Origin of the sequence: Anaerostipes faecis (assembly GCF_910574135.1) — a bacterium.
In the GTDB taxonomy this organism is placed as follows: domain Bacteria; phylum Bacillota; class Clostridia; order Lachnospirales; family Lachnospiraceae; genus Anaerostipes; species Anaerostipes hominis.
In genome coordinates, this window is the sequence record NZ_CAJSYK010000015.1 from 1 (window position 1) to 23,542 (window position 23,542).

Sequence of the window (23,542 nt, forward strand, 5' to 3'; positions counted from 1 at the left end):
ATATCGGGTTTCTGTCCGTAGGGCTACGATTTCGCTATCCCTTCTTCTCGCCCACACCTCACGATGCAAACCTTGGGAGTCGCTTACAAGTTCGTCGGTAGCTACGCCTATGTGGACTTGCACCACAGAACACGGACATGCCCGTCATACTTATAAAACACCAGTTCAAATTGAGCTGGTGTTTTGCTTTATGCTGTCATAAGTACCAAAGATTATTTTACCTCTTTTAAGTGCTGTATCTCACCACTGTGATTGATGATTACGTCCTTCATCACTAACAGCATATGTGTATTTTTTTCCACTCGGTCGCTTAATCTGCTGAACTCTGCATGCGGAATCCTGTCCTCATAGAGGGCATCCAGCTTTGGAATGATCTCGTTCTCCACACGGAGGCAGGTTCTCTTGATAGGGGATAGGTCCTCCTCCACTGCGATCAGCCTGTCATCTATGGACTGCACTTTTAGCTCTAATGAATTGAATCTTCCTTCTAGTGAGTTGAATCTTCCTTCTAGTGAGTTGAACCTTCCTTCTAATGAATCGAATTTTTCTTCTAGTGAGTTGAACCTTCCTTCTAATGAATCGAATTTTTCTTCTAATGAATCAAGCCTTCCTTCTAATGAATCGAATCTTCCTTCTAGTTTGCAATCCAGTAACTTTTCTATCTGTATGAGTAATTCATTGTTGTCCATTCGCTGTTCCTCCTTCTTTTGTGTTAATATTATTATACTCCGGCAAGGAAAGAAAAACAACATATTTTTCCATATAAGATAATATTCAGAAACTTCAAATAATATCGACTTCATCCGATGTCGGTATTGACGGTGCCGCTCCCTTTCTGGATACAGTTATGGATGACGCTTTCGCACACCGTTTCAAGTTGTCCGCGGGACTCATCCCTTCTATAATACCTGCGATAAAATAGCCGGTAAAAGTATCTCCTGCGGCAGTGGTGTCCGCCACATCAGCCGGTATACAGTCCTGCCTGACCTTCACAGATCCCTTCCGGTAAACAGCACCTTTTTCCCCTAAAGTCAGCACGGCTTCTGCCTGAGGAAACCGCTCCGCCATCACATCCAGGATTTTTTCCGGCTCTCTTTCCCCTGTCATCTGAAAACCTTCTACTTCGTTGAGCATAAAGATAGAAATTTTTGAAAAGTCACATTGTTCAAGAGTTCGATTATAAGGAGAAGGGTTGCAGACAATGCGAAGCCCCCGGTCAAATGCACTGTCAATCAGATAGTCTAAAAGATTAATCTCATTCTGGATCAGCAGAAAATCTCCCTGTCCGAATGCATCCAGAGCCTGATTCATCTCATGCTTTGTCTGCCTCACATTCGCTCCTCCGAATAGAAGAATTCCGTTTTGTGCATTCCGATCTACCTGTATGACCGCATGTCCGGTCTCGCCGTCAATTTTCCGCACAAAGGAGGTGTCCACCCCGTATTTATTCAGTTCATCGAGAAGCATCTGTCCGTCAGCGCCGACCGTTCCGCCCTGAAAAACCTCTGCTCCGGCTTTTGCAAGGGCTATGGACTGGTTCAGCCCTTTTCCTCCACAGAAGGTTTCCCTTTTTTCAGATGCCTGCGTTTCTCCTGCCTCTGTGATGTGATCTACCTGATATACAAAATCATAGTTTAAGGAACCGTAATTTAAAACTTTCATATAAACTGCCTCCCACACCTTTTGATTTTATTATATCATTCTCCGGACATATTTCATACCCTCTCAGAACCCATATGTTATAAGCCTGCTTTCTGCATTGCCAGATATGCGGCTCCGATCAGACCGCAGTCTTCTCCAAGCTGTGCCGGTACGATACAAATATTTTCTTTCAGTGCCGGGTACACCTTCTGTTCAGTTCTTTTCTGAATTTCCTTTATGAAGCCCGGTTCCTGAGCATCTTGATCTTTTCCTCCGTATCGATCAGGGATACATATTCCTTGTAGAATAACTGTATACGGTGGATCTCATCTCTCGTGTTCATTTTAAACCCCAGCAAAAATACAATCTGTATCTGCTCATCATCCCAGATGACCGGTTCTTCTAAAATAGCCACCGCAACCTTTGGCTCATTGACGGCAGTCGGCGAGCCATGGGGAAGGCTGATCCCATTTCCGATCGTTGTTGTCGTATTTCTCTCCCGTTCCATGACGGTGCCATAAAAATCATCTTTTACGACTCCCTTTTTTTTCATGGCCTCACACATAACCTGTAAACATTCTTCTTTTGTCTGAACCTTCAGTTCCGCAAAGATCAGTTCCGGAGAAAAAGGATTTTCATTCTCGATCATCTGAGAATTCATATCATCCAAATGATTTCTCAGCCCAACAATACCATTTTTATTTAAAATATTCGGAATCACTGCAACTCTCTTGTCCTTTGTCTTCATATCCTTCGACGAAATGATCAGATCATAGTCCCAATAGTCCTCTGTTTTGTAGTCGTGTGTACTGACAAACACTAATTTCCCTATTTCCGGCACAAACTTCCGTATTCTCTCTTTGATCAGCTGTGCATGCCCCATATTGGAATCAGTGATCACTAATGCATCATATTGATGCTTTTTCCTTTCTATGGCCGCCTGATTATATAAAACAATGTATCCTATTTCGTCTTCTGTAATCTGGAGATGATAGCTTTCCTCAAATAAAATACTGATCACCCAGCTGGCCCGAAATACATTTTTATACTCCTCTTTGATAAAGTCAATCAGGGCATTGTCCTGAGGAGTGCCGTATCTTAACCTGAAAATTGTAGGGCGGAGATGCACGATCAAACTCTCTTTGACCTTCTTATCCGATGTCAGGTCTACTTCCAGAACATCCCCAATCATTTTTAACATTCTGTCTACGAATTCAACCAGCTTATTATCATATTTCCTCACCTGCTCCAGGGTAAGTTCTACTTCTGAAATACCAAGGAATTTAGAACACAGGATTTGAATGGACAAGAATAAGATATCCTCTGACAGGAAGTGTACATGGAACACCTCCTCCAATTTCTCAAAATAGCAACCGTATACGCATACTCCGTATACTTTTTAAGAATCTTCAGTTCTTCCTGGTAATAATCACTTACCAGAGGGATCTCCAATTCCTTTCTTTTATACGCCAGACAGCAGTAAATCAAAATTTTATAGAACGATTCGTCAGTAAACCGGTACTTCCATTCATTTTCCTTGCTTTTCAGCCGGTATCCTTTTCCCCTTTCGTTGACCAGTATAATATGGTACTGCTTCAGCCATTCTTCACATTCTTTCAGCACCTTCAGCATTGTGGGAACGCTCAGATACAGTTTTTCCGACAGCTTCTGTGTCGTAAGGGTCTGCCATGGCCGCAGGTTGAAAAACAGCTTCAGGGTTTCTGTCATCCGCTCCCCCGGATCGTAATTTCCTACCTGATATTTTCTTTTCTTACTCTAAATTGCTTGAATCTTTTCTTTCTGTTCATCAGAAGCCTTCAGCCATACCCACACCCTCGGCTTGCGCTGGATTTCTCCAAGATTATTCTGCAATAGAAATTCATTCATTCCATCCAGCTTGTTTCTCACAGATTTTTCAGAAAGGCCGACTTCCTGTGCAATCTTCCCGGCTGCAACTACTTTTCCTTCCATGAGGCAGTCAAATATTTGTCTCTTATAGAATTTATCTTTTGAACGTCTCATCTCTTCCAGGCTCCTCTCAATAAAATTGAAATCCTTTCACACCTGCTTTTTGATAATTTAAGTATATCATAGAAAATTTTCATCAAATTATTGAGTCAGGACATTTTAATGCGGTAGATTTTTTGCCTTCACCGAGGAAAGTTGTATGACATTTTCCACATGATTTTCGTTCGGCTCTTAGAATGCCTCACTCCAATCATGTAGAAAATAAACGTAATATCTACTGGATAAGTACTCATCGAACAAATGGAATTATCTAACAATAGTTTTTTATCACTATTGGAGGAACGCATTTTAAAGCGTGCCGGAAATAGTGGTAAAAAACTCAAACATCCTGCACAGAGAACTTTTCGAATAACTAAAAAAGAGACCTCAACTGAGATCTCTTTTTCAATCCTATAAAATATTTTTTTCTATACAAACGCTTTCACGCTCTTGTAAATTCCTTCGCTGTCCAGTCCGAATTCTTTGATCAGTTCCACTGCCGGTCCTGAATGTCCGAATACATCCTGTACCCCAAGTTTCAGTACCGGAGTCGGTGCTTTCTCGCTCAGCACATCGCATACAGCGCTTCCGAGTCCTCCGATCACAGAGTGTTCTTCCACTGTAACCACTTTTCCAGTCTCTTTTGCTGCGGCGATCACCAGCTCATCATCCAGCGGCTTTACCGTTGCCATGTTGATGACTTTTGCATTGATTCCGTCAGCAGCAAGCTTCTCAGCAGCTTCAAGACTCTCACCTACACAAAGTCCGTTTGCAATAATGGTCACATCGGTACCTTCTCTTAACACAGTACCTTTTCCAATCTCAAACTTATAGTCTGCTGTATCATTGATCACAGGCACAGCCAGACGCCCGAATCTCATATATACAGGTCCGTCAAGTTCTGCTGCTGCCTTTACAACTGCCTTTGCTTCCACATCATCGGAAGGCACGATGACCGTCATCCCAGGGATTGTGCGCATTAACGCCACATCCTCGCAGCACTGGTGAGTCGCACCGTCTTCTCCAACGGAGATACCGCCGTGGGTAGCCCCGATTTTTACGTTTAAGTGAGGGTATCCCACACCGTTTCTTACCTGCTCATATGCACGTCCTGCGGCGAACATTGCAAATGTGCTGACAAACGGGATCATACCGCTGGCAGCAAGACCTGCTCCCATTCCCACCATGTTGCACTCTGCGATACCGCAGTCAATATGACGCTCCGGAAATTCCTTCTTAAACACGCCTGTCTTGGTAGCAGCTGCCAGATCGGCATCTAATACTACTACGTTTGGATTTTCTTTTCCTAATTCAGCCAGGGCATTTCCATAGCTTTCTCTGGTTGCGATTTTCTTTACATCTGCCATCTTAACATCCCACCTTCTCTAATTCATTCAATGCCTGTTCACATTGTTCGTCATTCGGAGCAGAACCATGCCATCCGACCTGATTTTCCATGAAGGAAACTCCCTTTCCTTTGACGGTCTTCATGATGATAGCCGTCGGTTTCCCTTTGCACTCTTTTGCTTTTTTCAGTGCGTCGGCAATCTCGTCAAAGTTATGTCCGTCGATATTAATCACATTGAAGTTGAACGCTTCAAATTTTGTATCGATCGGATATGGTGAACACACATCGTCAACTTTTCCGTCGATCTGAAGGCCGTTGTTGTCCACGATGACAACAAGGTTGTCAAGCTTTCTGAACCCTGCGCTCATGGCAGCTTCCCATACCTGTCCTTCCTGGATCTCTCCGTCACCAAGCAGGGTGTAAGTGCGGTAGTCTTTTCCCTGTAATTTTGCAGCCACAGCCATTCCCACTGCCGCGGAGATGCCCTGTCCCAAAGATCCGCTGGACATGTCGACTCCAGGGATTTTCTTCATGTCAGGGTGTCCCTGTAAATAAGAATCAATATGGCGCAGTGTGAGTAAATCTTCTTTAGGGAAGAATCCTCTCTCTGCAAGTGTGGAGTAAAGTCCCGGCGCTACATGTCCCTTGGACAGCACGAAACGGTCTCTGTCTTCCATCTTGGGATTTTCCGGATCGATGTTCATCTCTTCAAAATATAAATATGCAAACATGTCTGCGGATGATAAAGATCCGCCCGGATGTCCGGATTTTGCAGCGTGTGTCGCTTTTATGATCCCTTTACGGATCTCATTGGCTGTTTTTTGTAATTCTGCCACTGTCATTTTTTCTCCCAACCTTTCTTATTCTCCAAATACTGCTTTATAGTCTGCCTGGAATTTTGCGATTCCCTGGTCTGTCAGAGGATGGTTCATCATCTGCTCAATGACATTGTAAGGTACGGTAGCGATGTCTGCGCCCATCTTCGCACACTCGATTACGTGGATCGGATTGCGGACACTTGCACAGATAATCTGCGTATCAATTCCGCCTGCCTCAAAAATCTCAACAATATCGGCAATCAGATCCAGACCATTCTGAGAAATGTCATCTAATCTTCCTAAGAATGGAGAAACATATGTAGCTCCTGCCCTTGCTGCAAGCAGTGCCTGTGTCGGATTAAATACGAGAGTCAGGTTTGTCTTAACTCCCTCAGAAGATAATACTTTTGTAGCCTTTAACCCTTCTATAGTTGTAGGAATTTTAACTACCATGTTCGGGTGGATCTTTGCGATTTCTCTTCCCTCTTTGATCATTCCTTCTGCATCGGTTGTCGTCGCTTTGACTTCCCCGCTGATAGCTCCGTCTACGATAGAAGTGATTTCTTTGATGACATCTTCAAACTGTCTTCCGGATTTAGCGATCAGTGACGGATTTGTTGTTACTCCGCAGATCACACCCATGTCGTTTGCTTTTTTAATGTCTTCTACATTTGCTGTGTCTAAAAAAAATCTCATATTATCTTCCTCCTAAAATGAATTGCTGCACTTTTGCTCTGGTATCATTTAACCATGTATCCCCCCGGTTTGTCAAACTCTTAAACCCCAGTGTTTATGCGATTTAAAGTGAATTTATTAATAATTTTATGGTTTATTAATAGCCGAAAATTTATGGTTATTGTATACCAAATTCACCCATCAAAAAAAAACCTAGGTTTTATCTGTTTTTTCTATTCCATTTATGTTATGCTTTTGTCAGGCAATTAATATTTTTTATTTTATTAGTAATATATCTCGTTTTTATTAATGAATATTAATTAATAAATATTTTTTTGATTAGGAGGATTTATGGCTTCAAAAAAAAAGGTTACTACAAAAGATATCGCAAGATATGCAAATGTTTCCCAGTCCGCAGTGTCAATGATTCTGAACAAAAAAAACAATGTATCTTTTTCTGAGGAAACAAGGCTCAAAGTTTTAAATGCGGCAAAGGAACTCGGATATGAAAAAAAGAAAAAGAAGGAAGCTCAGTTGGTCGGGCTTTCCAAAGTGATTGTCATCATGTGTCCTTTCTTATCCAATCACTACTATTCGATTCTTGTCCATTCTATCACAGAGCGCGCTCACGACTACGGATATGTCACTTTCGCGGCCCCTACTCTGAGGAATCCCAACACCGAGCAGTTCTACCTGAATATGATCCAGGATTTTGACGCGGCGGGCATCGTCTACCTGTACCCGACTTCGTGGCTTGAGGATGTAAATGAAATGTCCAAACATATCCCCGTGATCAACATCGGAGACAAAAATGACGACATCATGTTTGACTCCATCCATGTCAGCAGCACCAAACCGGCTTATCTGGTAGCAGAGCACCTGCTCTCTCTCGGACACCGAAAAATCACCTACGTTTCAACGCCCATGAGTACGATCGAGCGTTCCCGGTCCAAGCGCTTTGAGGGACTGAAAAAGGCCTTCTATGAGCATGGCTTTGATCCGGAAAATGTCACCTGCCGCTCTGTGTCGACCGGGGAGTACAACACCCTTTCCCCGAACATGCTGGAGTATTCCTGCGGCTTTAACCTGACCAAAGAAATCCTTACCGAGGGAACAGATTCCACTGCATTTGTGGCCTACAACGACATGGTCGCCCTGGGAATCTTAGATGCCCTTTTTGATATGAAGTACAAGGTTCCGAACGATTTTTCTGTCTGCGGCTTTGACAACATTCCCATGGCAGACATGCGAAGGATCTCCCTCACAACGGTGGAACACTCTATCGAGGCTAAGGGGCGGGAGGCAGTGGATATCATAGTGAGACACAGGGAATCCAAGACGAAAAACAGGCCGAGGAGCTTCGTGACAAAACTTGAGTTTGAGCCGTTCATCGTCAAAAGAAAAAGTACCGGAAAAGCCAGGAACACCTAGCGTTTCCGGTACACAGTCTCTCCCTCCTTCAACGTCTCCGTCACCTTGATGTCTTTCAGTTCTGAGATAGGTGTTTTCAGTGGATTCCGATCGAGGATCACAAGGTCTGCAAGTTTTCCTTCGGCTATACTCCCTTTTTTGTCTTCTTCAAAATAAGCATAGGCCCCGTTGATCGTCACGGCTTTCAGCGCCTCATAGACACTGACCCGCTCCTCTTCTCCCAGGCTCTTTCCTTCCCGGGTCATGCGGCTTGCTGCACACCACACCGTATGCAGCATGTCCGGAGGAACCACCGGCGCATCCTGATGAAAATTCACACAAAGCCCCTGCTCAAATGCAGACTTGGCAGGACTTATGGCTTCTGCCCTTTCTTCTCCCAGATTCTTTAAATGAATGTCACCCCAGTAGTAAACATGGTCTACAAACATAGACGGGATCATACCGATGTTTTTCATCCTGAAAAGCTGATCTTTCCGCACTGTCTGACAGTGGATCATGACCGGCCTCAAATCATCGTCTTTTGAGACACCGCACTGTTCCATAGCGTTTTCAAAACTGTCGATCCACTGCTGAGAAGCCACGTCTCCGTTGCAGTGGGCGAGGATCTGTACACCGCTTTCTATGGCATCCCGGACATATTTCTGTACTTTCTCCCGTTCCATTGCCGGATATCCCCGGTACTTTTCTTCTCCCACATAGGGTTTCGACAGCCACGCGGTCTTTCCCTGTGGAGATCCGTCCAGGATCACTTTCCGTCCGCCCAGTTTCATGTGATTCCAGTATGCTTTTTTAAGCTCTGCATATTCCCGCTCCAGCTTTTCAGGTTCTTCACCGACGAGAACATAAGAAACCACGTCTGCTTTCAGCAGCCCCTCTTTCGCAGCCTCAAATAAAGCCTCCACATCCTGTCCGGATGCCGCACCGTCCTGAACCGTAGTAATTCCATAGGACAGGTAAAGTTCCTGGGCTTTCTCTATCTGTGCTTTCGGGTCCCTTGGAATCTTTGCATATACCTGAGCCAGAAGCAGGTTCAGTGCCTTCGTCTCTTCCGCATACCCGTCCGGTTCCATAGTTCCCGGTATCCTGCCAAATCTGGAGCCTTCCATATTCGGTGTCGACGCGTCGATCCCTGACTCTTTTAATAAAACTGAATTTCCAACCCCCATATGCCCGGACGCATGCAGGACAAATACGGGTACTTGATCTGACACTTCATCCAATATATGTTTATCCGGGTGCTTCTTTTCTTCCAGAAAATTGTGGTCATACCCCACACCTATGACAGCCCCGCCTGCACCAATCTTTTTTTCCTTCTGAAATGCAGCCAGGCGCATTTTGATATCTGAAAAGCTTTCGCATCCGGACAAATCTGCAAACTGTGAAAACTGTGCCACAAGAGAAATATGACTGTGTCCGTCTATAAACGCCGGCATCAGGGTCTTCCCGTTAAGATCTATCATCTCCGGATGCTGCGCAGCCCTCACTGCTTCTTCCAGGCTTCCTGTGAATGCAATGATCCCGTCCGATATCAAAACCGCCTCCGGCTCTGTCTGGGTGTCTTCCATTGTGAGAATATCCCCGTTATAGTATATCCTGTCCATCTGATCCCTTCCTCTCTGTAAATCATTGTCCCTGTTAGGATTTACAGACCGGGACATTTTTACTCCTCCGGTCAGCCCAAAATCTTCAAATCTTCAGAATCGATCCCTGCCGTCACGTGGCAGAACTGCCCAGGCACTTCTCCGTCCATATGAAAGAATTGAGGTTTCTCCATAAAAAATTCTGCCTTCCGGCAGTGGAAGCTGTAAACACCTGGACAGCCTACATGCTTTCCTCCGGGTACTTTGGACAGCAGCCGGATCATCTTTGCCTTTGATATACCTGCCACAATGCACAGATCCAGAAAGCTGTCATCCGGCCGGGCATCCGGTGAGAATTTCAGGCCTCCGCCCTCATAGGGCAGATTATGGACCGATGCAAACAGCACGTCGTGAAACACCTCTTCCATGGAATCGTCAAGGACCAGGCGCATCGTCACGAAGGCCGATCCCCAGATAAGTCTGCTTCCCCATACGGAGCCGGTTCATCATTTGCTTTGCCTTTGCGTGATTGACCATGTGGCAGACCCGGGCGTCATATCCTATACCGGAGCTGACAAGGAAACACCCCGAAGCTCCGGAAGCAAAAGCGTTTCCCACATTGATTCCTGCCCCGTCCTCATCTGCTAAAATGCTCCTGATCCTCTCTTTCGGGTCTTTAGAATATCCCATCCCCCTGGCAAAGTCATTGCCGGACCCTGCAGGGATGAAAGCCAGCTTCGCCTCTGTGCCTTTCTTCATTCCCGAAACCGTCTCATGGAGGGTTCCGTCGCCTCCCACTGCCACGATCACATCCGGCCGGCCTTTCCCTGTGATCCGCTCTGCGAATCGCATGGCGTCTCCCTCACCTTTGGTCAGGAGTTCCCGAAAATCAATCCCCTCTTTCAGAAGATATGTCCTGATCTCCTCCCAGCAGTGCATCCCTTTTCTGGACCCTGCATTTGGATTTACAATAAAATAATACATTATCATCCCCTATAAGCAGAGAAAAGCCCCTTTTAAAAGGAGCTTTCCGTCATATGAATACTATACCGTGATCTCGGCTGTCATACCGAGCATTTCTTTATTTTCATCCAGGATGGGCTTTATAACTTCACTGACAAATTCCTCTGTCTGCTGCGGTGCACGTCCCACGAAATTTTTCGGTTCCATAATCGCTTCCAGCTGTTCCATCGTCATTCCGAAGGAAGGATCGTTCGCGATTCTCTCCAACAGGTCGTTTTCTTTTCCTTCTTCTTTGACCATTTTCCCGGCCGCCATAGAATGTACACGGATCTTTTCATGAAGTTCCTGGCGGTCTCCGCCTGCTTTTACTGCGTCCATCATGATATTTTCCGTTGCCATAAACGGAAGTTCTTTCATGAGGCGGCTTTCAATAACCTTAGGATAAACGACCAGACCATCCACGACATTCAGGTACAGATCCAGAATGCCGTCAATAGCAAGAAATCCTTCCGGCACAGAAAGACGCTTATTGGCTGAGTCATCCAGAGTTCTCTCAAACCACTGGGTAGAAGCTACCAGCGCAGGATTCATGGCATCAGAGATCACATAGTCAGCCAGGGAAGCCATACGTTCGCTTCTCATCGGATTTCTCTTGTATGCCATAGCGGAAGATCCGATCTGATTCTTCTCAAACGGCTCCTCTACCTCCTTCAAATGCTGGAGGAGACGGATATCATTGGAGAACTTATGGGCAGACTGTGCGATGCCGCTTAATATATTCAGTACTCTGGAGTCGATCTTTCTTGAATAGGTCTGTCCGGATACCGGCTGGCACTTGTCAAATCCCATCTTTTCAGCAATCATACCGTCGATCTTTTTGATCGTGCCGTGGTCTCCCTCAAACAGTTCCAAAAAGCTTGCCTGAGTCCCGGTCGTTCCCTTGGACCCGAGAAGACGCATATTATCGATAACATGGTCAAGATCCTCCAGATCATACACAAGATCCATCAGCCAGAGGCTTGCCCGTTTTCCGACTGTTGTCGGCTGTGCAGGCTGGAAATGCGTAAAACCAAGGGTCGGAAGGTCTTTGTATTCTACAGCAAACTTGGAAAGCTCAGCAATCACGTTCACAAGCTTTTTCTTCACAAGCTTTAATGCCTCTGTCATGATGATAATGTCAGTATTGTCTCCAACATAGCAAGAAGTAGCTCCCAGATGGATAATCCCTTTAGCATTAGGGCACTGCTTTCCATAGGCATAAACATGGGACATCACATCATGGCGGACTAACTTCTCACGCTCTTTTGCAACATCATAGTTAATGTCTTCCGCATGTTCTTTCAGCTCGTCGATCTGTTCCTGTGTAATAGAAAGTCCCAGTTCCTTTTCCACTTCGGCCAGTGCGATCCACAGTTTCCTCCATGTTTTGAACTTCATATCCGGTGAAAAGATATACTGCATCTCTTTACTGGCATATCGTTCGGATAAGGGGCTCTGATATTTATTGTTCATGAATTCTTCTCCTTATTTATCATAATCTCCGCGGATATCTTCCTTCGGCGGTTCCATCGGATATTCTCCCGTAAAACAGCCTTTGCAGATCGGCAGCCCCTCAGAGAGCTGTTCCAATCTCTCAGTCTTTAAGTATCCCAGGCTGTCCGCTCCAATCAGATCACAAATTTCATCAATACTTCGGTTATACGCTATCAGCTGCTCTCTGGCAGGAACATCGGTCCCAAAATAACACGGCCATAAGAACGGCGGAGAACTGATTCTTACGTGGACCTCACTGGCTCCCGCCTCTCTGAGCATGGAGATGATCCGGTCGCTGGTTGTACCCCGGACGATAGAGTCGTCGATCATGATGACTCTCTTTCCTCTTACAGATTCTTTTAAGACATTCAGCTTAACCTGCACGCTGGACTCCCGGCTGCTCTGCTTCGGTTTAATAAATGTTCGTCCCACATAAGTATTCTTCACGAAAGCTGTTCCATAAGGGATCCCCGATTCCAGAGAGTAGCCCAGTGCAGCGGCATTGCCGGATTCCGGCACTCCCACGACGACGTCCGCATCCACCGGCGAATCGATCGCCAGATATTTTCCCGCCTGAAGTCTTGACTGGTACACGCTGACTCCGTCGATACAGCTGTCCGGCCGCGCAAAATAAATGTATTCAAAGACACATCTGGCAGCTTCGCCCTTTGGAAGGCACATACTGCAGTCCGACTGAATGCCGTCTTTTGTGATCGTAACGATCTCACCCGGCTCCACATCCCGGACAAACTCAGCGCCTACCGTGTCCAGAGCACAGGTCTCGGACGCCAGGATATAGGCATTGTCTCTCTTTCCGATGCAGAGCGGCTTAAAGCCATATGGATCTCTTGCCCCAATGAGCTTCCTCGGAGACATCACCACAAGAGAGTATGCGCCCTTTATCTTGCGGATGGCCTTTGCCACTGCGTCTTCCACACTGTGGGTATTGACCCTCTCCCTGGCAATATGGTAAGCGATCACTTCAGAATCTATGGTCGTCTGAAAAATAGCTCCGGAATATTCCAGTTCATGCCTTAACTCCAGCGCATTGATCAGATTACCGTTGTGGGCCAGACCCAGAGTACCTTTGACATAATTTAATACGAGCGGCTGCGCATTCTCGGGACAGCTCTGTCCTGCAGTAGAATACCTCACATGGCCGACACCGATATCGCCTTTCAGTTCGCCTAAAGACTCCTGGGTAAAGACTTCATTACAGAGTCCCATACCCTTCCTGGAAGAAACCTTCCTTTTCGGACCATTGGTATCGGAAACCGCGATCCCGCAGCTTTCCTGTCCCCGGTGCTGAAGCGCAAATAAACCATAATAAATCGTAGAAGCCACGTCATTGCCGTCAAAATCATAGACTCCGAAGACGCCGCACTCTTCTCCTAACTTGTCAAAACGTTCTATGTCCATTTTCAAGCCTCTCTGTGAATAAATTATAAACCAAGTCTTCTGTATACTTCTTCGTATGCCTCTTCCACGTCTCCTAAATCTCTGCGGAAACGGTCCTTGTCTAATTTCTGGTTTGTCTCTAAATCCCAAAGGCGGCATGTGTCCGGAGAGATCTCATCTGCTAAGATGACTTCATCTTTATAGCGGCCGAATTCGATCTTAAAGTCAACCAGTTTAATGCCGATCTTTTTGAATTCCTCGATCAATGCCTCATTTACTTTAAATGCATACTCAGTGATACGTTCTACTTCTTTGCGGTTGGAGATACCGATGGCATAAGCAAAATATTCGTTGATCAATGGGTCCCCAAGATTATCATCTTTGTAGCTGAATTCAAGGGTAGGCTCTAACAGTTCAAAGCCTTCCTCGATCCCGAGTCTCTTGGAAAAGCTTCCTGCAGCCACATTGCGGACGATCACTTCCAAAGGCACGATCTCCACCTTTTTTACGACTGTTTCACGGTCGCTGAGTTCCTGTACATAGTGTGTCGGAACACCTTTTTCTTCCAGCATCTTGAACATGTAGTTGGACATGCGGTTATTTACAACGCCTTTTCCGATGATGGTTCCTTTTTTCTCTCCGTTGAACGCTGTCGCATCATCTTTATAGTCGACAATTAATAAATCCGGATCTTCTGTTGTAAATACTTTCTTCGCTTTTCCTTCATATAATAATTCCTGTTTCTCCATGTCTTATCTCCTTTATTCTTCTGCTTTCACTGCATTGCCCCGCTTTGGAGGCTTCCTCACAAATAGTATCACATATAAAATACCAGTGCAATATCTTCTATCGCACTGATTTTTATTTTTCGACATCCAAAAAAATTATTGGTTATCCTCTAAAAGAATGGTATCCGGCTGTATCACACCCCGTTTCAGTTTGGTATAGAAGATCCTTCTTACGGCCTTGTCAATGACGGATTCCTCGATCTTTCCATCTTTCACCGCACGCTTCACGGCCTTGAATGCCTGTCCCAGATCCTCAGGCATAACGACAATGTTCACGCCTGCTTTTATGGCTTTCACCGCCGCTTCCCCTGAGGTATAGCTGTCTGTGATGGAATTCATATTCATGGCGTCGGTTAAAATGAGCCCGTCGTACTCAAGCTCGTCTCTCAGGATGTCCGATATCACCCGCTGGCTTAAACTGCACGGCTCTTTCTCATCCGTCACATTGGTGAGAATCAGATGGGAAACCATAACGGCATCCGCGTCTGCCTCCATACCGCTTTTAAATGGAAGAAACTCTTCTTTTCTCAGCTCCTGGATGGACTGTTTGGTCTCCGCCGCTCCCCTGTGGGTATCTCCAAGGGCATCGCCGCTTCCCGGAAAATGCTTTAACGTGGCTGAAATTTGCTGCTTCTGCATATTTTTTACCAGCGTCTTTACAATAGCAGCCACTTCTTTGGCATCAGAGCCGAAAGCCCGATTTCCGACCTCCGTGTTGTTTTGATTGGAGAGCACATCGGCCACCGGCGCCAGATTCATATTGATCCCGAAGGCCTTAAGCTGTCTGCTCTGTTCCTTCCCCATCTCTGCGATCTGCCGGTCCGTATAAGTCTCCCCGATCTTCCTGGCGTCAGGATACTGGCTGACTGCATCCGGAAGCTTGGAGGCGATCCGCGAGACGCTGCCTCCTTCCTCATCTGCCGCTATGAACAGCGGTATGTGGGAAGCACTCTGAAGGTCTTTGATCAGCTGCTTTAACTGCTTTTCGGAATTGACATTCTTTGAAAACAGAACGATCCCTCCCACAGGATACTTCTTCATGGTCTTCTTCATCGTTCCGGTTACTTTGGTCTGGTTCTTGCTGCCCGAACCATCCAGTGAATACATAGATACCATAAAGAGCTGCCCGATCTTTTGTTTCAGTGTCATCTCTTTTGTGATATCCTTTGCCATGCCCTGAAGGGTAGCTTCGTCCAGATCTTCTGTTTTTGTATAGTCCTTTTTGCCGTCAATGTTGCACCCGCATAATAAAAGACAGAGTGCCAGCAGCATGCATGTAATACGTCTTCTCATCATAGAAATTCCTTTCTTCAATGAAGTTATTATAGCATGTAATGGCACTTCTGTCATTGTCCTTACTTTTAAAACTTTGTGTCCTACGGAAGAATCGGGAACAGGATCATAGCCTTAAACTGATCTCCGTCGATCCCGATCTTAAATTCTCCCCCGCAGTTTGCAGTAAAGCTGTCTGCGATCGAGAGTCCCAGGCCGTTTCCTTCACTGGTCCTGGATTTTTCTCCTCTGTAAAAGCGTTCCATGATCTCCTCCTCAGTAAAGTTCATCTCATAACCGGAAGTATTCTGGACCGTCAGGCAGACTCTGCTGCCCTGATTTGAGATCGTGGCAAAGATCCTTGTACCTTTGAGGGAATACTTCAGTGCATTTTCCAATATATTCTGCACTACCCGGTACATACGGTTCACATCCCCCTTAAATTTCGTATGCTCTGCTTCACACTGAAACTTCACTTTAAAACCGGACTCTTTGATCTGATCACTCATATCCTCGAGGGTCTGTTCCATCAGTTTCTTGAGATCCATCGGCTCCAATGTGACCTTGGCCTCACCACTGGTAGATTTCGCAAGTTCAAACAGATCAGCAATCGTATTTTTCAGTCTTTCCGTTTTCTGATTCAGTATGGTCACATAATCCCTTGCCTCCGGAGACAGTGTCCTGTCTCTCGCAAGAAGGTCCACATAGCTGATGATCGACGTAAGCGGCGTTTTCAGGTCATGGGATACATTTGTGATCAGGTCGATCTTCATGCGCTCCCCTTTCATCTGGTCCTGAAGGGATTTGTCCAGGCCGCTTCCGATATTGCTCAGCTGTTTCGACGCGTTATAATACAGGGATTCCTTCGGTATGTCTGCATCGGCTTTCAGATCTCCCTCCGAGATTCTCTCGATCTGCCGGATCAGTTTTCCAAGATCCCTCTGCTGCCTCGCAACCTCATCAAAATGTTCTCCCAGATATTTCATTCCAAGGACACCCACACAGAGGGCGATCACTGCCAGAATAGGCGACCAGCCGATCATAAACAGCCCTGCAAAGAAAATTGCAAGCATGAGGTACTTTCCTTTTCGGTAGATTGAAAGCCGTTCCACTGCCAGACGGTCTGCAAACTCCAGAGCTTCTTTCTCCGCCTCCCGTCTCTGCCTGTTCCTGCGGTACCATCTCCGGGCCGTGCCCACACAAAGTGTGTGTTCTAAAAATGTCCCTTCCTTCAGGCGCCAGACCGTTGTCTGCAGGCAGATGGAGAGTACGATCCCGATCATCAGCAGTACGATCCCTGCAAATGTCATGATCGGTATCAGTTCTTCCTGCTGAAGGACACCGATGGATGCAGCCGCCACCGTTCCTGTGCCCAGGAACAGGCCAAATCCTATGACGCAGAGGATCACTTCGTACCAGATGTGGTCTATATTTTTGAAGAACCTGGCACGACTTTTCTGAAGTGCAAACAGCACTGACAGAACAAGAAGCCCCAAAACCTCTGCCCCCAATAATATAGACAATTTGATCATCAGTTCTTTCCTCACATCCGGAAACGTCTTGTAATGTTTATTCAGCGCATTATAATATCCATCGTAGAAACCGACTTCGATCACTGCAGACTCAAGTCTCTGCTGCTTAGCATCGTCAATAAAAAATGTCTGAGGCAGGGAAAGGCTTCCCCTGTTCATAGAGTTTCCGCTGATATTGTAAAAATCCGACGGTGACATAACATTATCTTCGTATTCATCATTATAAGTCTCATCCGTATTTGCATTGCTTGCATATTTGGCTCTTATACTTTTGTTGGGATTCAATCCATACCCCAGCGTATCGTTTCTGTTGATCACGATCTTTTTCTTAAATACAGGTTTTCTTACTGTCCTGGCATCGGCACCTGTCCTGGCATCGGCACCGTATTCTTTCGTCACGGCTTTTTTGCCGTAAGGCTGGATCGTAAGTTTTGCCTTTACAAAAATCTCGTTTTCAAGATTGAACGGGAGTTCTGATTCAACATCCTCATAATTCTGGTCCATCAGATTATTCTCTTTCACCCATTTGTTTAAAATCCGCTGGACGGCGTGCACATAGTAATCGGAGTCTTCCATCCGCTCACCTTTTTTGATCGTTGTGAAATCCAGTCCGTCATTATAATTATCCATGGTATGCATCTGATAGATGCCGAACAGCACTCCGCCTACCATGGCGATGATCACCGCAGCAATCAGTCCGCTGTTAATCCATTTTTTCCATTTTGTATCCAATTCCCCATACCACCTTTAAATATTTTGGGTTCTTCGGATCGATCTCGATCTTTTCACGAATCCTCCGAATATGAACCATCACTGTGTTTTCTGTTGCATATGCTGCTTCTTCCCAGACTCTTTCATAGATTTCTTCGGCGGAAAAAACTCTGCCTGGATGCCTCATCAGGAGATGCAGTATCTTAAACTCTGTAGCCGTGACTTTCACCGGTTCCCCGTCCACATAAATACACTTACCGTCCAGATCCAGTGTCAGTCCACCAAGGATCAGCCTGTTCTTATCTTCCGGCCCTGCTGCTTTGCTTCCGAGCTGTAAATATCTGCGAAGCTGGGATTTTACCCTTGCAATCAGCTCATCCGGCCGGAAAGGTTTGCTGACATAATCGTCTGCCCCCATGGAAAGTCCTAAGATCTTATCGCTCTCCTCCGTCTTAGCAGACAGGATGATGATCGGAATGTTTTTGCTCTCCCGGATCTTCATGGTAGCAGAAAGTCCGTCCATGCCCGGCATCATAATGTCAATAATCAGAAGCTGGATATCCTGCTCCACGAGCACATCCAGAGCCTCAAGACCGTTATAGGCGGGAACTACATCGTATCCTTCCAGTTCCAGGCGCTTTTTGATCGCTCCTACAATCTCTCTGTCATCATCTACTACTAAAATCTTGGGCTGTGCCATAGTCTTCCTCCTCTTTTTCTTGATAACCACAGTGTATCATCCAATTCTGAGATTTCATTGAATACAATTCTGAAAAAAGTCTTACAATCAGTATTTCTTTTTATTATAACAGAACCTGATGTCCGGATGAAACAAAAAGGATCTGCATATTCTAAAGCCATAACCATTTGGAAAGGAGCCTATATGTCAAAATTTGAACCAAACCTTTTAATCCATGAAAAATCACCTTATCTGCTCCAGCACGCACACAATCCGGTGCGCTGGTACCCATGGGGTCCCAAAGCCTTTGAAAAAGCCAGAGCTGAAGACAAGCCTGTATTTTTGAGTATCGGCTATGCCTCCTGTCACTGGTGTCATGTGATGGAGGAGGAATCTTTCGAGAACCCGGAAGTGGCAGAGCTTTTGAACAAAAATTTTATTTCCGTTAAAGTAGACAGAGAAGAACGCCCGGACATTGATTCCGTCTATATGTCTGTCTGCCAGGTAATGACCGGGTCCGGCGGCTGGCCCATGTCTGTTTTTATGACACCTGACCAGAAACCGTTTTTTGCGGCCACTTATCTGCCCAAGACTTCCCGATACCAGCTGACAGGCCTCATGGACCTGCTGCCCCGAATCTCTCTCTTATGGAAACAGGACCGGGAACGCCTTTTAAAAATCGGAAATGAGATCACTGACCAGCTGAATACAAATCGAAGGCCGTCAGAAAATGTTTCCCTATCAGAAGATGTCCCGGCTCAGGCTTTGGCAGAACTTAAAGCATCCTTTGACAAAGTCAACGGTGGGTTTGGCACAGCGCCCAAATTTCCGACTCCGGCAGTGCTGCTGTTTCTGATTCATCAATACAAACTGTGCGGTGATAAGGACAGTCTGTTTATGGCAGAGCACACACTTCTTTGTATGTATCGGGGAGGAATCTTTGACCATATCGGAGGAGGCTTTTCCCGCTATTCAACTGATGACCGCTGGCTGGTGCCCCATTTTGAGAAGATGCTGTATGACAATGCACTTCTTTTAGAGGCATATGGGGAAGCCTATGCATGCTGTAAAAATTCTCTCTTTCCCGAAATCGTTGATGCGGCCGTCTCCTATGTCTTAGAAGAACTTTCTCATCCCGATGGAGGCTTTTACTGCAGTCAGGATGCAGACAGCGAAGGGGAAGAAGGGAAGTACTACACTTTCACCCAAGATGAAATCCTTCACGTTCTGGGAGAAGAAAAAGGCAGGCTTTTCTGCCGCCGCTATGATATTACGGACCGCGGCAATTTTGAAGGCAAAAACATCCCGAATCTGCTGAACCATTCTGTTCTCCCGGATGACCCGGAGGACTTACAAAAGATGAAGGAGGCCCTTTATCTTTACCGAAAGAAGCGGACCAGTCTTTCCACAGACAAAAAAATACTGACTTCCTGGAATTGCCTGATGATCTCTGCTCTCACAAAAGCATCCCGGATTTTCGGACGAAAGACATTCCTTTATGCTGCACAAAAAGCAGAAGCTTTCCTTGACAAACATTTAAGAAAAAACGATGGCCGCCTGTTTCTCCGGTGGTGCGGCGAGGAAGCGGCTTATGACGGCCAGCTGGAGGACTATGCTTTTTATTCCCTGGCCATGCTTTCTCTCTATCGCTCCACTTTTCTGGAAGAATACCTTAAAAAGGCAGTTCAGGCGGCAGACCTCATGATCTCTCTGTTTTTTGACCGGGAACACGGCGGGTTTTTCCTCTATTCCAGTGAAAGCGAGGCACTGATCTCCAGACCGAAAGAACTCTATGACGGCGCCCTGCCTTCCGGCAACTCCGCTGCCCTCCATGTGCTCTCGATCTTATCTGAAATAACCGGAAGATCCATATACAGAGACTGCATGGATCAGACTTTTTCTTATTTTTCTGCAGATCTGTCTGTCCATCCTTCTGCTTACTGTTATGCCCTGACCGTGCTGTCTTCCCAGTTTCATCCGTCCAGACAGCTGGTCATCACGGCAAAAAAAGAGAGCCTTCCCGAAGAATTCCTGGAACTGCTCTCCAGACGTCAGATGACTGACTTAACCGTACTGGTCAAAACAGAGCGAAACAAAGATATGCTGGCTGCCATTGCTCCGTTCACGAAAGAATATCCGGTGCTTCCGGATAAAATATCCTGCTACCTCTGCCGGGGACGGGCCTGTCAGGCTCCGGTCTTTGACGCAGAAAGCCTGGAAGCACTCTTACAGGAGGCGGATTAACTCGGCCGCCTGTTCCGGCGTCATGTGATGGTGAAGGACCCCATTGATCTTAAGATTGGGGCCTTTGCCGCACTGCCGGGTACATCTGCCTTTCACAATTTTAACGGAGATTCCCTGTTCCCGTTCTTTCTGCTTCCCTGCAGCTTCCACAGCCCTCAATATTTCAAGGGCTTTTCCTGCCCCGCAGGACGGACCGGTGCAGACCTGGATCTCATATTTTTCTGAAACTTCCTTAAATTCAGGATACTTTTTTACAAATGCGGCAAGAAAGGACGGCTTGACCCCAAGCCGCAGGGAAGCTTCTTCCTGCACCGCTTTCGGGATGCATCCCAGCACCTCCTGGATCTCCCGGAGGGCAGAAAGAATCTCTTCCTGTCCTGCCGGCTTCCCCTGCCTCTCATAAAACTTTAGGATCTCACCGACACGTAGATTCATGTTCTCTCCTTCTGACTCTGTTCAAAGCTTCCCCTGTCCGTGATCATATCAAGGACCTTCAGTTTCTGGTCCCAAAAAGTATATCTCACTCTGCAGCACAGACTTTCCTTGATCCTCCGGTCCATTGCCCCGTGTTCCGGCGCAAGAAGCTCATTTCCGTCTCCGGAGAGGAGCTGGGCCCGGAGTTTTAAGTCCCCCTGCCGGATGATGATCCTGGATTTCCAGTCTGTCTTTACTTTAGCGCCCAGGTAAGTACCTATCTTATATTCCTTTCCGTATAAATTCAGCGCCGCAAGCACCCCATCGAAATGAAGGCCTGCAATCGGTATTTTTGCCGCCGCCAGCATCAGGCTGTTCTTTCCGCTGTCGGGAAATATGCTCTGGGACCAGAGGTAGGCATCCGGAAAAGATCCGCCCCAGTCCTTTTCAATGTATCCTGTCCCCTGGTCAAAGTTCATCTTATATCCGTTCAAAGTGACTTCTCCGAAAAGCTGATGCCGCATACTGATGATCCCATGGCGGCACTGCATTCCGGGCACATGCCGGAACGGCCCCATAATATCGGAAGAAAGCGGATGAATATTTTTATAAATGATCCTCCCCTCAAGGCTTAATCCTTCCTCATGGATATTGAGAAGAATGCCCCGCTCAGAAAAAATGCTTACCGGCCCCTCTCCTCTTCCCGTATCCAGGACTACATGAAACTTCTGTCCCGATCCGCAGAAAGCCTCAGCCTTCCAGGAAAAATACCATGACTGCTCCTTTGTGATCACCTGAAGGGATGAAAATGCATTTCCTTCCCGGTCAATATGATAAGCTGGTATGATCGAAAACATCTGATCCCCTTTCTGGTGTTTTAAATACCAGCCCTCAAAATAATTCTTCTTTCTTTTTGTCCCCTGAAATGCATTCGGGTTTTTCATGTGTTAAATCCTCCTTTGCTGGATTGTCAATTAAATTTCCTTTATAGTCAAATCTGGAACCATGGCATGGACAGTCCCAGCTTAATTCCTCCGGATTCCACTGGAGGATGCATCCTAGATGCGGACAGGTCAGAGAAACTACGTGGACAATTCCCTTCTCGTCTCTATATGCCCCGGCCTTTTTCCCTTCGTATTCGATCACACCGCCCTGTCCCTTTTTAAGATGCGCCGCCTCTTCATCTGGAATCTTCATTCTCTCCAGTACAAAGTTCCTGGCAGTCACCATCCCCTCTTTTGCCAGCGATTTGGCTGATGCCTTCAGATGAAGCCTCTGAGGTGAAAATACATGGGCAAAGGCATTCCTCTTTTCTATAATATAATCTGTGATCAAAAGAGCAGATGCCATGGAAGAACTCATCCCCCACTTCTTAAATCCTGTTGCCACATACCATCCCGTCTTTGAAAAAGAGTAATATCCAATATAAGGAATAGAATCAATGGTCATACAGTCCTGTGCGGACCAGGCGCTTTCCACCCGGCAATTTCCCCAGTACTGGCGGGCATTTGACTCAAGCATCTGATACTGCCCTCCCAAAAGATTCTCACCCGTCCTGTGGCCTCCGCCGCCGAATAAGAGATATGGTCCGTAAGGCCGAAAAGACAGGCCGTTGTTTGGATCGACTCCCAGATACATATCTTCTATATGATCAGTCCCCGTGAGAGCCAGAACGTAGCTCCGTTCCTGATGCATTCGAAGAAAATAATATCCGGGCCGGTTCATGATGGGATAATGGGTCGTAAAGACGATATTCTCCGCCTCAACGATTCCCCGGTCCGTGATAATTTTGTTCCTCTCCACATCTGTGACAAGGGTCTGTTCATAAATCTCCAGCCCTTCCGCCGCTGCTTTTAAAAATTTCAGCGGATGAAATCTGGCCTGTCCAGTATACCTGACTGCCCCTTTCACGGAAAAGGGGAGTTCTGTCTGTGACGTATAATCAGCCGGAAGGCCAAGTGACTGTGCCGCGTGTACTTCTTCCTTCAGCGCCTCTTCCTGATAATTGGAGTATAAATAGGAAGAGCATTCTTTAAAATCACAGTCGATCTGATGATCCTTTATCAATTCCCTGTATTTTCTCACCGCAGTCTGGTTCATCAGTGCATATTGCCTTGCCTGTTCCCTTCCGACTTCACGGATCAGCTTTTGGTAGATCAGACCATGGGAAACTGTAATTTTTGCTGTAGTCCCCTTTGTCTGTCCGCTGCCGATTCTGTCTGCCTCCAAAACGAGAACTTCTCTTCCCTCCAGTGCCAGGAGATACGCTGTCAAAATTCCGGCTATGCCCCCGCCGATCACTGCAGTCTCAACTTTTTTTCTCCCCTGAAAAGCCGGGAAAGAAGGCATATCCACAGTCTTTTCCCAAATCGTATCCACAAAAATCCCTCCCTTCAATTATTTTTCTTTTTAGGATGGCTCAAATTAATCCGGACTATTCACGGCAGAATTATCAGCACTCATATGAATTGAGTGCTAATTTTCTCTTGACTTTCCCTTTCTGTGGCT

At 46.2% G+C, this 23,542-nt stretch carries 22 protein-coding genes; 2 read left to right on the forward strand and 20 right to left on the reverse strand.

Going from position 1 to position 23,542, the window contains the following annotated elements; translation table 11 throughout:
• Positions 1-212: 212 nt before the first annotated feature.
• The 8 genes from QGT46_RS10880 to fsa form a co-directional block, all read right to left on the reverse strand.
• Complete coding sequence (locus tag QGT46_RS10880) at positions 213-689, reverse strand: hypothetical protein (protein ID WP_148459630.1); 477 nt, start codon at positions 687-689, stop codon at positions 213-215.
• Between the two features lie 94 nt (positions 690-783).
• A complete protein-coding gene (locus tag QGT46_RS10885; protein ID WP_148459629.1) occupies positions 784-1,662 on the reverse strand; it encodes a ribokinase in 879 nt (292 codons plus the stop codon).
• A 214-nt stretch (positions 1,663-1,876) separates the two neighbouring features.
• Positions 1,877-2,950, reverse strand: coding sequence for a BglG family transcription antiterminator (locus tag QGT46_RS10890; RefSeq protein ID WP_301590793.1), 1,074 nt, complete (start codon positions 2,948-2,950; stop codon positions 1,877-1,879).
• A complete protein-coding gene (locus QGT46_RS10895) occupies positions 2,902-3,369 on the reverse strand; it encodes a helix-turn-helix domain-containing protein (RefSeq protein ID WP_301590795.1) in 468 nt (155 codons plus the stop codon). Before QGT46_RS10895 ends, QGT46_RS10890 begins: the two co-directional genes overlap by 49 nt.
• A gap of 48 nt (positions 3,370-3,417) precedes the next feature.
• Positions 3,418-3,663: a hypothetical protein gene (locus QGT46_RS10900; RefSeq protein ID WP_301590797.1), complete on the reverse strand. Its 246-nt coding sequence runs from the start codon at positions 3,661-3,663 to the stop codon at positions 3,418-3,420.
• A gap of 413 nt (positions 3,664-4,076) precedes the next feature.
• Positions 4,077-5,015: a transketolase family protein gene (locus QGT46_RS10905; protein WP_024728436.1), complete on the reverse strand. Its 939-nt coding sequence runs from the start codon at positions 5,013-5,015 to the stop codon at positions 4,077-4,079.
• Between the two features lies 1 nt (position 5,016).
• The gene (locus QGT46_RS10910) at positions 5,017-5,838 is read right to left on the reverse strand and encodes a transketolase (protein WP_024728437.1); all 822 of its coding nucleotides are present in this window, start codon (positions 5,836-5,838) and stop codon (positions 5,017-5,019) included.
• 18 nt (positions 5,839-5,856) lie between these two features.
• The gene (gene fsa, locus QGT46_RS10915; RefSeq protein ID WP_024728438.1) at positions 5,857-6,510 is read right to left on the reverse strand and encodes a fructose-6-phosphate aldolase; all 654 of its coding nucleotides are present in this window, start codon (positions 6,508-6,510) and stop codon (positions 5,857-5,859) included.
• Positions 6,511-6,840: 330 nt separating this feature from the next.
• Between fsa and QGT46_RS10920 the strand changes: the two genes are divergently transcribed.
• Complete coding sequence (locus QGT46_RS10920) at positions 6,841-7,920, forward strand: LacI family DNA-binding transcriptional regulator (protein WP_024728439.1); 1,080 nt, start codon at positions 6,841-6,843, stop codon at positions 7,918-7,920.
• Here QGT46_RS10920 and QGT46_RS10925 read toward each other — a convergent pair.
• The 9 genes from QGT46_RS10925 to QGT46_RS10965 form a co-directional block, all read right to left on the reverse strand.
• The gene (locus QGT46_RS10925) at positions 7,917-9,521 is read right to left on the reverse strand and encodes an amidohydrolase (RefSeq protein WP_301590800.1); all 1,605 of its coding nucleotides are present in this window, start codon (positions 9,519-9,521) and stop codon (positions 7,917-7,919) included. The two genes, QGT46_RS10920 and QGT46_RS10925, sit on opposite strands and share 4 nt — an antisense overlap.
• Positions 9,522-9,592: 71 nt before the next feature.
• Positions 9,593-9,952: a diacylglycerol/lipid kinase family protein gene (locus QGT46_RS10930; RefSeq protein ID WP_301590901.1), complete on the reverse strand. Its 360-nt coding sequence runs from the start codon at positions 9,950-9,952 to the stop codon at positions 9,593-9,595.
• A complete protein-coding gene (locus tag QGT46_RS10935; protein WP_301590802.1) occupies positions 9,936-10,484 on the reverse strand; it encodes a diacylglycerol/lipid kinase family protein in 549 nt (182 codons plus the stop codon). The genes QGT46_RS10930 and QGT46_RS10935 overlap by 17 nt, the downstream gene beginning before the upstream one ends.
• Positions 10,485-10,544: 60 nt before the next feature.
• Complete coding sequence (purB, locus tag QGT46_RS10940) at positions 10,545-11,975, reverse strand: adenylosuccinate lyase (protein ID WP_301590804.1); 1,431 nt, start codon at positions 11,973-11,975, stop codon at positions 10,545-10,547.
• A 12-nt stretch (positions 11,976-11,987) separates the two neighbouring features.
• Positions 11,988-13,415, reverse strand: coding sequence for an amidophosphoribosyltransferase (gene purF, locus QGT46_RS10945; RefSeq protein WP_301590806.1), 1,428 nt, complete (start codon positions 13,413-13,415; stop codon positions 11,988-11,990).
• Between the two features lie 23 nt (positions 13,416-13,438).
• Complete coding sequence (gene purC / locus QGT46_RS10950) at positions 13,439-14,143, reverse strand: phosphoribosylaminoimidazolesuccinocarboxamide synthase (protein WP_024728444.1); 705 nt, start codon at positions 14,141-14,143, stop codon at positions 13,439-13,441.
• A gap of 135 nt (positions 14,144-14,278) precedes the next feature.
• Positions 14,279-15,478 carry a glycoside hydrolase family 3 protein gene (locus QGT46_RS10955; protein ID WP_301590809.1) on the reverse strand — a complete coding sequence of 400 codons (1,200 nt, stop codon included), beginning with the start codon at positions 15,476-15,478 and terminating at the stop codon, positions 14,279-14,281.
• 80 nt (positions 15,479-15,558) lie between these two features.
• Positions 15,559-17,718, reverse strand: a complete 2,160-nt coding sequence (locus QGT46_RS10960; RefSeq protein WP_301590811.1) for a sensor histidine kinase — start codon at positions 17,716-17,718, stop codon at positions 15,559-15,561.
• A complete protein-coding gene (locus tag QGT46_RS10965) occupies positions 17,690-18,397 on the reverse strand; it encodes a response regulator transcription factor (RefSeq protein WP_301590813.1) in 708 nt (235 codons plus the stop codon). Before QGT46_RS10965 ends, QGT46_RS10960 begins: the two co-directional genes overlap by 29 nt.
• 183 nt (positions 18,398-18,580) lie before the next feature.
• Here QGT46_RS10965 and QGT46_RS10970 point away from each other — a divergent pair, with 183 nt between their 5' ends.
• A complete protein-coding gene (locus QGT46_RS10970) occupies positions 18,581-20,620 on the forward strand; it encodes a thioredoxin domain-containing protein (protein WP_301590816.1) in 2,040 nt (679 codons plus the stop codon).
• Here QGT46_RS10970 and QGT46_RS10975 read toward each other — a convergent pair.
• From QGT46_RS10975 to QGT46_RS10985, 3 genes are read right to left on the reverse strand one after another with little or no spacing between them, the layout of a single operon-like run.
• Complete coding sequence (locus QGT46_RS10975; protein WP_301590818.1) at positions 20,603-21,055, reverse strand: NAD(P)H-dependent oxidoreductase subunit E; 453 nt, start codon at positions 21,053-21,055, stop codon at positions 20,603-20,605. The two genes, QGT46_RS10970 and QGT46_RS10975, sit on opposite strands and share 18 nt — an antisense overlap.
• Entirely contained in the window at positions 21,052-21,978 is a 927-nt protein-coding gene (locus tag QGT46_RS10980) for a tocopherol cyclase family protein (protein WP_024728450.1), read from the reverse strand. The genes QGT46_RS10975 and QGT46_RS10980 overlap by 4 nt, the downstream gene beginning before the upstream one ends.
• Positions 21,926-23,413, reverse strand: coding sequence for an FAD-dependent oxidoreductase (locus QGT46_RS10985; RefSeq protein WP_024728451.1), 1,488 nt, complete (start codon positions 23,411-23,413; stop codon positions 21,926-21,928). Before QGT46_RS10985 ends, QGT46_RS10980 begins: the two co-directional genes overlap by 53 nt.
• Positions 23,414-23,542: the final 129 nt, after the last annotated feature.

Bases quoted from the DNA above. Each gene is read 5' to 3' on its own strand.
- QGT46_RS10880 (WP_148459630.1), bottom strand. From the start codon at position 689: ATGGACAACAATGAATTACTCATACAGATAGAAAAGTTACTGGATTGC.
- QGT46_RS10885 (WP_148459629.1), bottom strand. From the start codon at position 1,662: ATGAAAGTTTTAAATTACGGTTCCTTAAACTATGATTTTGTATATCAG.
- QGT46_RS10895 (WP_301590795.1), bottom strand. From the start codon at position 3,369: ATGACAGAAACCCTGAAGCTGTTTTTCAACCTGCGGCCATGGCAGACC.
- QGT46_RS10900 (WP_301590797.1), bottom strand. From the start codon at position 3,663: ATGAGACGTTCAAAAGATAAATTCTATAAGAGACAAATATTTGACTGC.
- QGT46_RS10905 (WP_024728436.1), bottom strand. From the start codon at position 5,015: ATGGCAGATGTAAAGAAAATCGCAACCAGAGAAAGCTATGGAAATGCC.
- QGT46_RS10910 (WP_024728437.1), bottom strand. From the start codon at position 5,838: ATGACAGTGGCAGAATTACAAAAAACAGCCAATGAGATCCGTAAAGGG.
- fsa (WP_024728438.1), bottom strand. From the start codon at position 6,510: ATGAGATTTTTTTTAGACACAGCAAATGTAGAAGACATTAAAAAAGCA.
- QGT46_RS10920 (WP_024728439.1), top strand. From the start codon at position 6,841: ATGGCTTCAAAAAAAAAGGTTACTACAAAAGATATCGCAAGATATGCA.
- QGT46_RS10925 (WP_301590800.1), bottom strand. From the start codon at position 9,521: ATGGACAGGATATACTATAACGGGGATATTCTCACAATGGAAGACACC.
- QGT46_RS10930 (WP_301590901.1), bottom strand. From the start codon at position 9,952: ATGCGCCTGGTCCTTGACGATTCCATGGAAGAGGTGTTTCACGACGTG.
- QGT46_RS10935 (WP_301590802.1), bottom strand. From the start codon at position 10,484: ATGTATTATTTTATTGTAAATCCAAATGCAGGGTCCAGAAAAGGGATG.
- purB (WP_301590804.1), bottom strand. From the start codon at position 11,975: ATGAACAATAAATATCAGAGCCCCTTATCCGAACGATATGCCAGTAAA.
- purF (WP_301590806.1), bottom strand. From the start codon at position 13,415: ATGGACATAGAACGTTTTGACAAGTTAGGAGAAGAGTGCGGCGTCTTC.
- purC (WP_024728444.1), bottom strand. From the start codon at position 14,143: ATGGAGAAACAGGAATTATTATATGAAGGAAAAGCGAAGAAAGTATTT.
- QGT46_RS10955 (WP_301590809.1), bottom strand. From the start codon at position 15,478: ATGATGAGAAGACGTATTACATGCATGCTGCTGGCACTCTGTCTTTTA.
- QGT46_RS10965 (WP_301590813.1), bottom strand. From the start codon at position 18,397: ATGGCACAGCCCAAGATTTTAGTAGTAGATGATGACAGAGAGATTGTA.
- QGT46_RS10970 (WP_301590816.1), top strand. From the start codon at position 18,581: ATGTCAAAATTTGAACCAAACCTTTTAATCCATGAAAAATCACCTTAT.
- QGT46_RS10975 (WP_301590818.1), bottom strand. From the start codon at position 21,055: ATGAATCTACGTGTCGGTGAGATCCTAAAGTTTTATGAGAGGCAGGGG.
- QGT46_RS10980 (WP_024728450.1), bottom strand. From the start codon at position 21,978: ATGAAAAACCCGAATGCATTTCAGGGGACAAAAAGAAAGAAGAATTAT.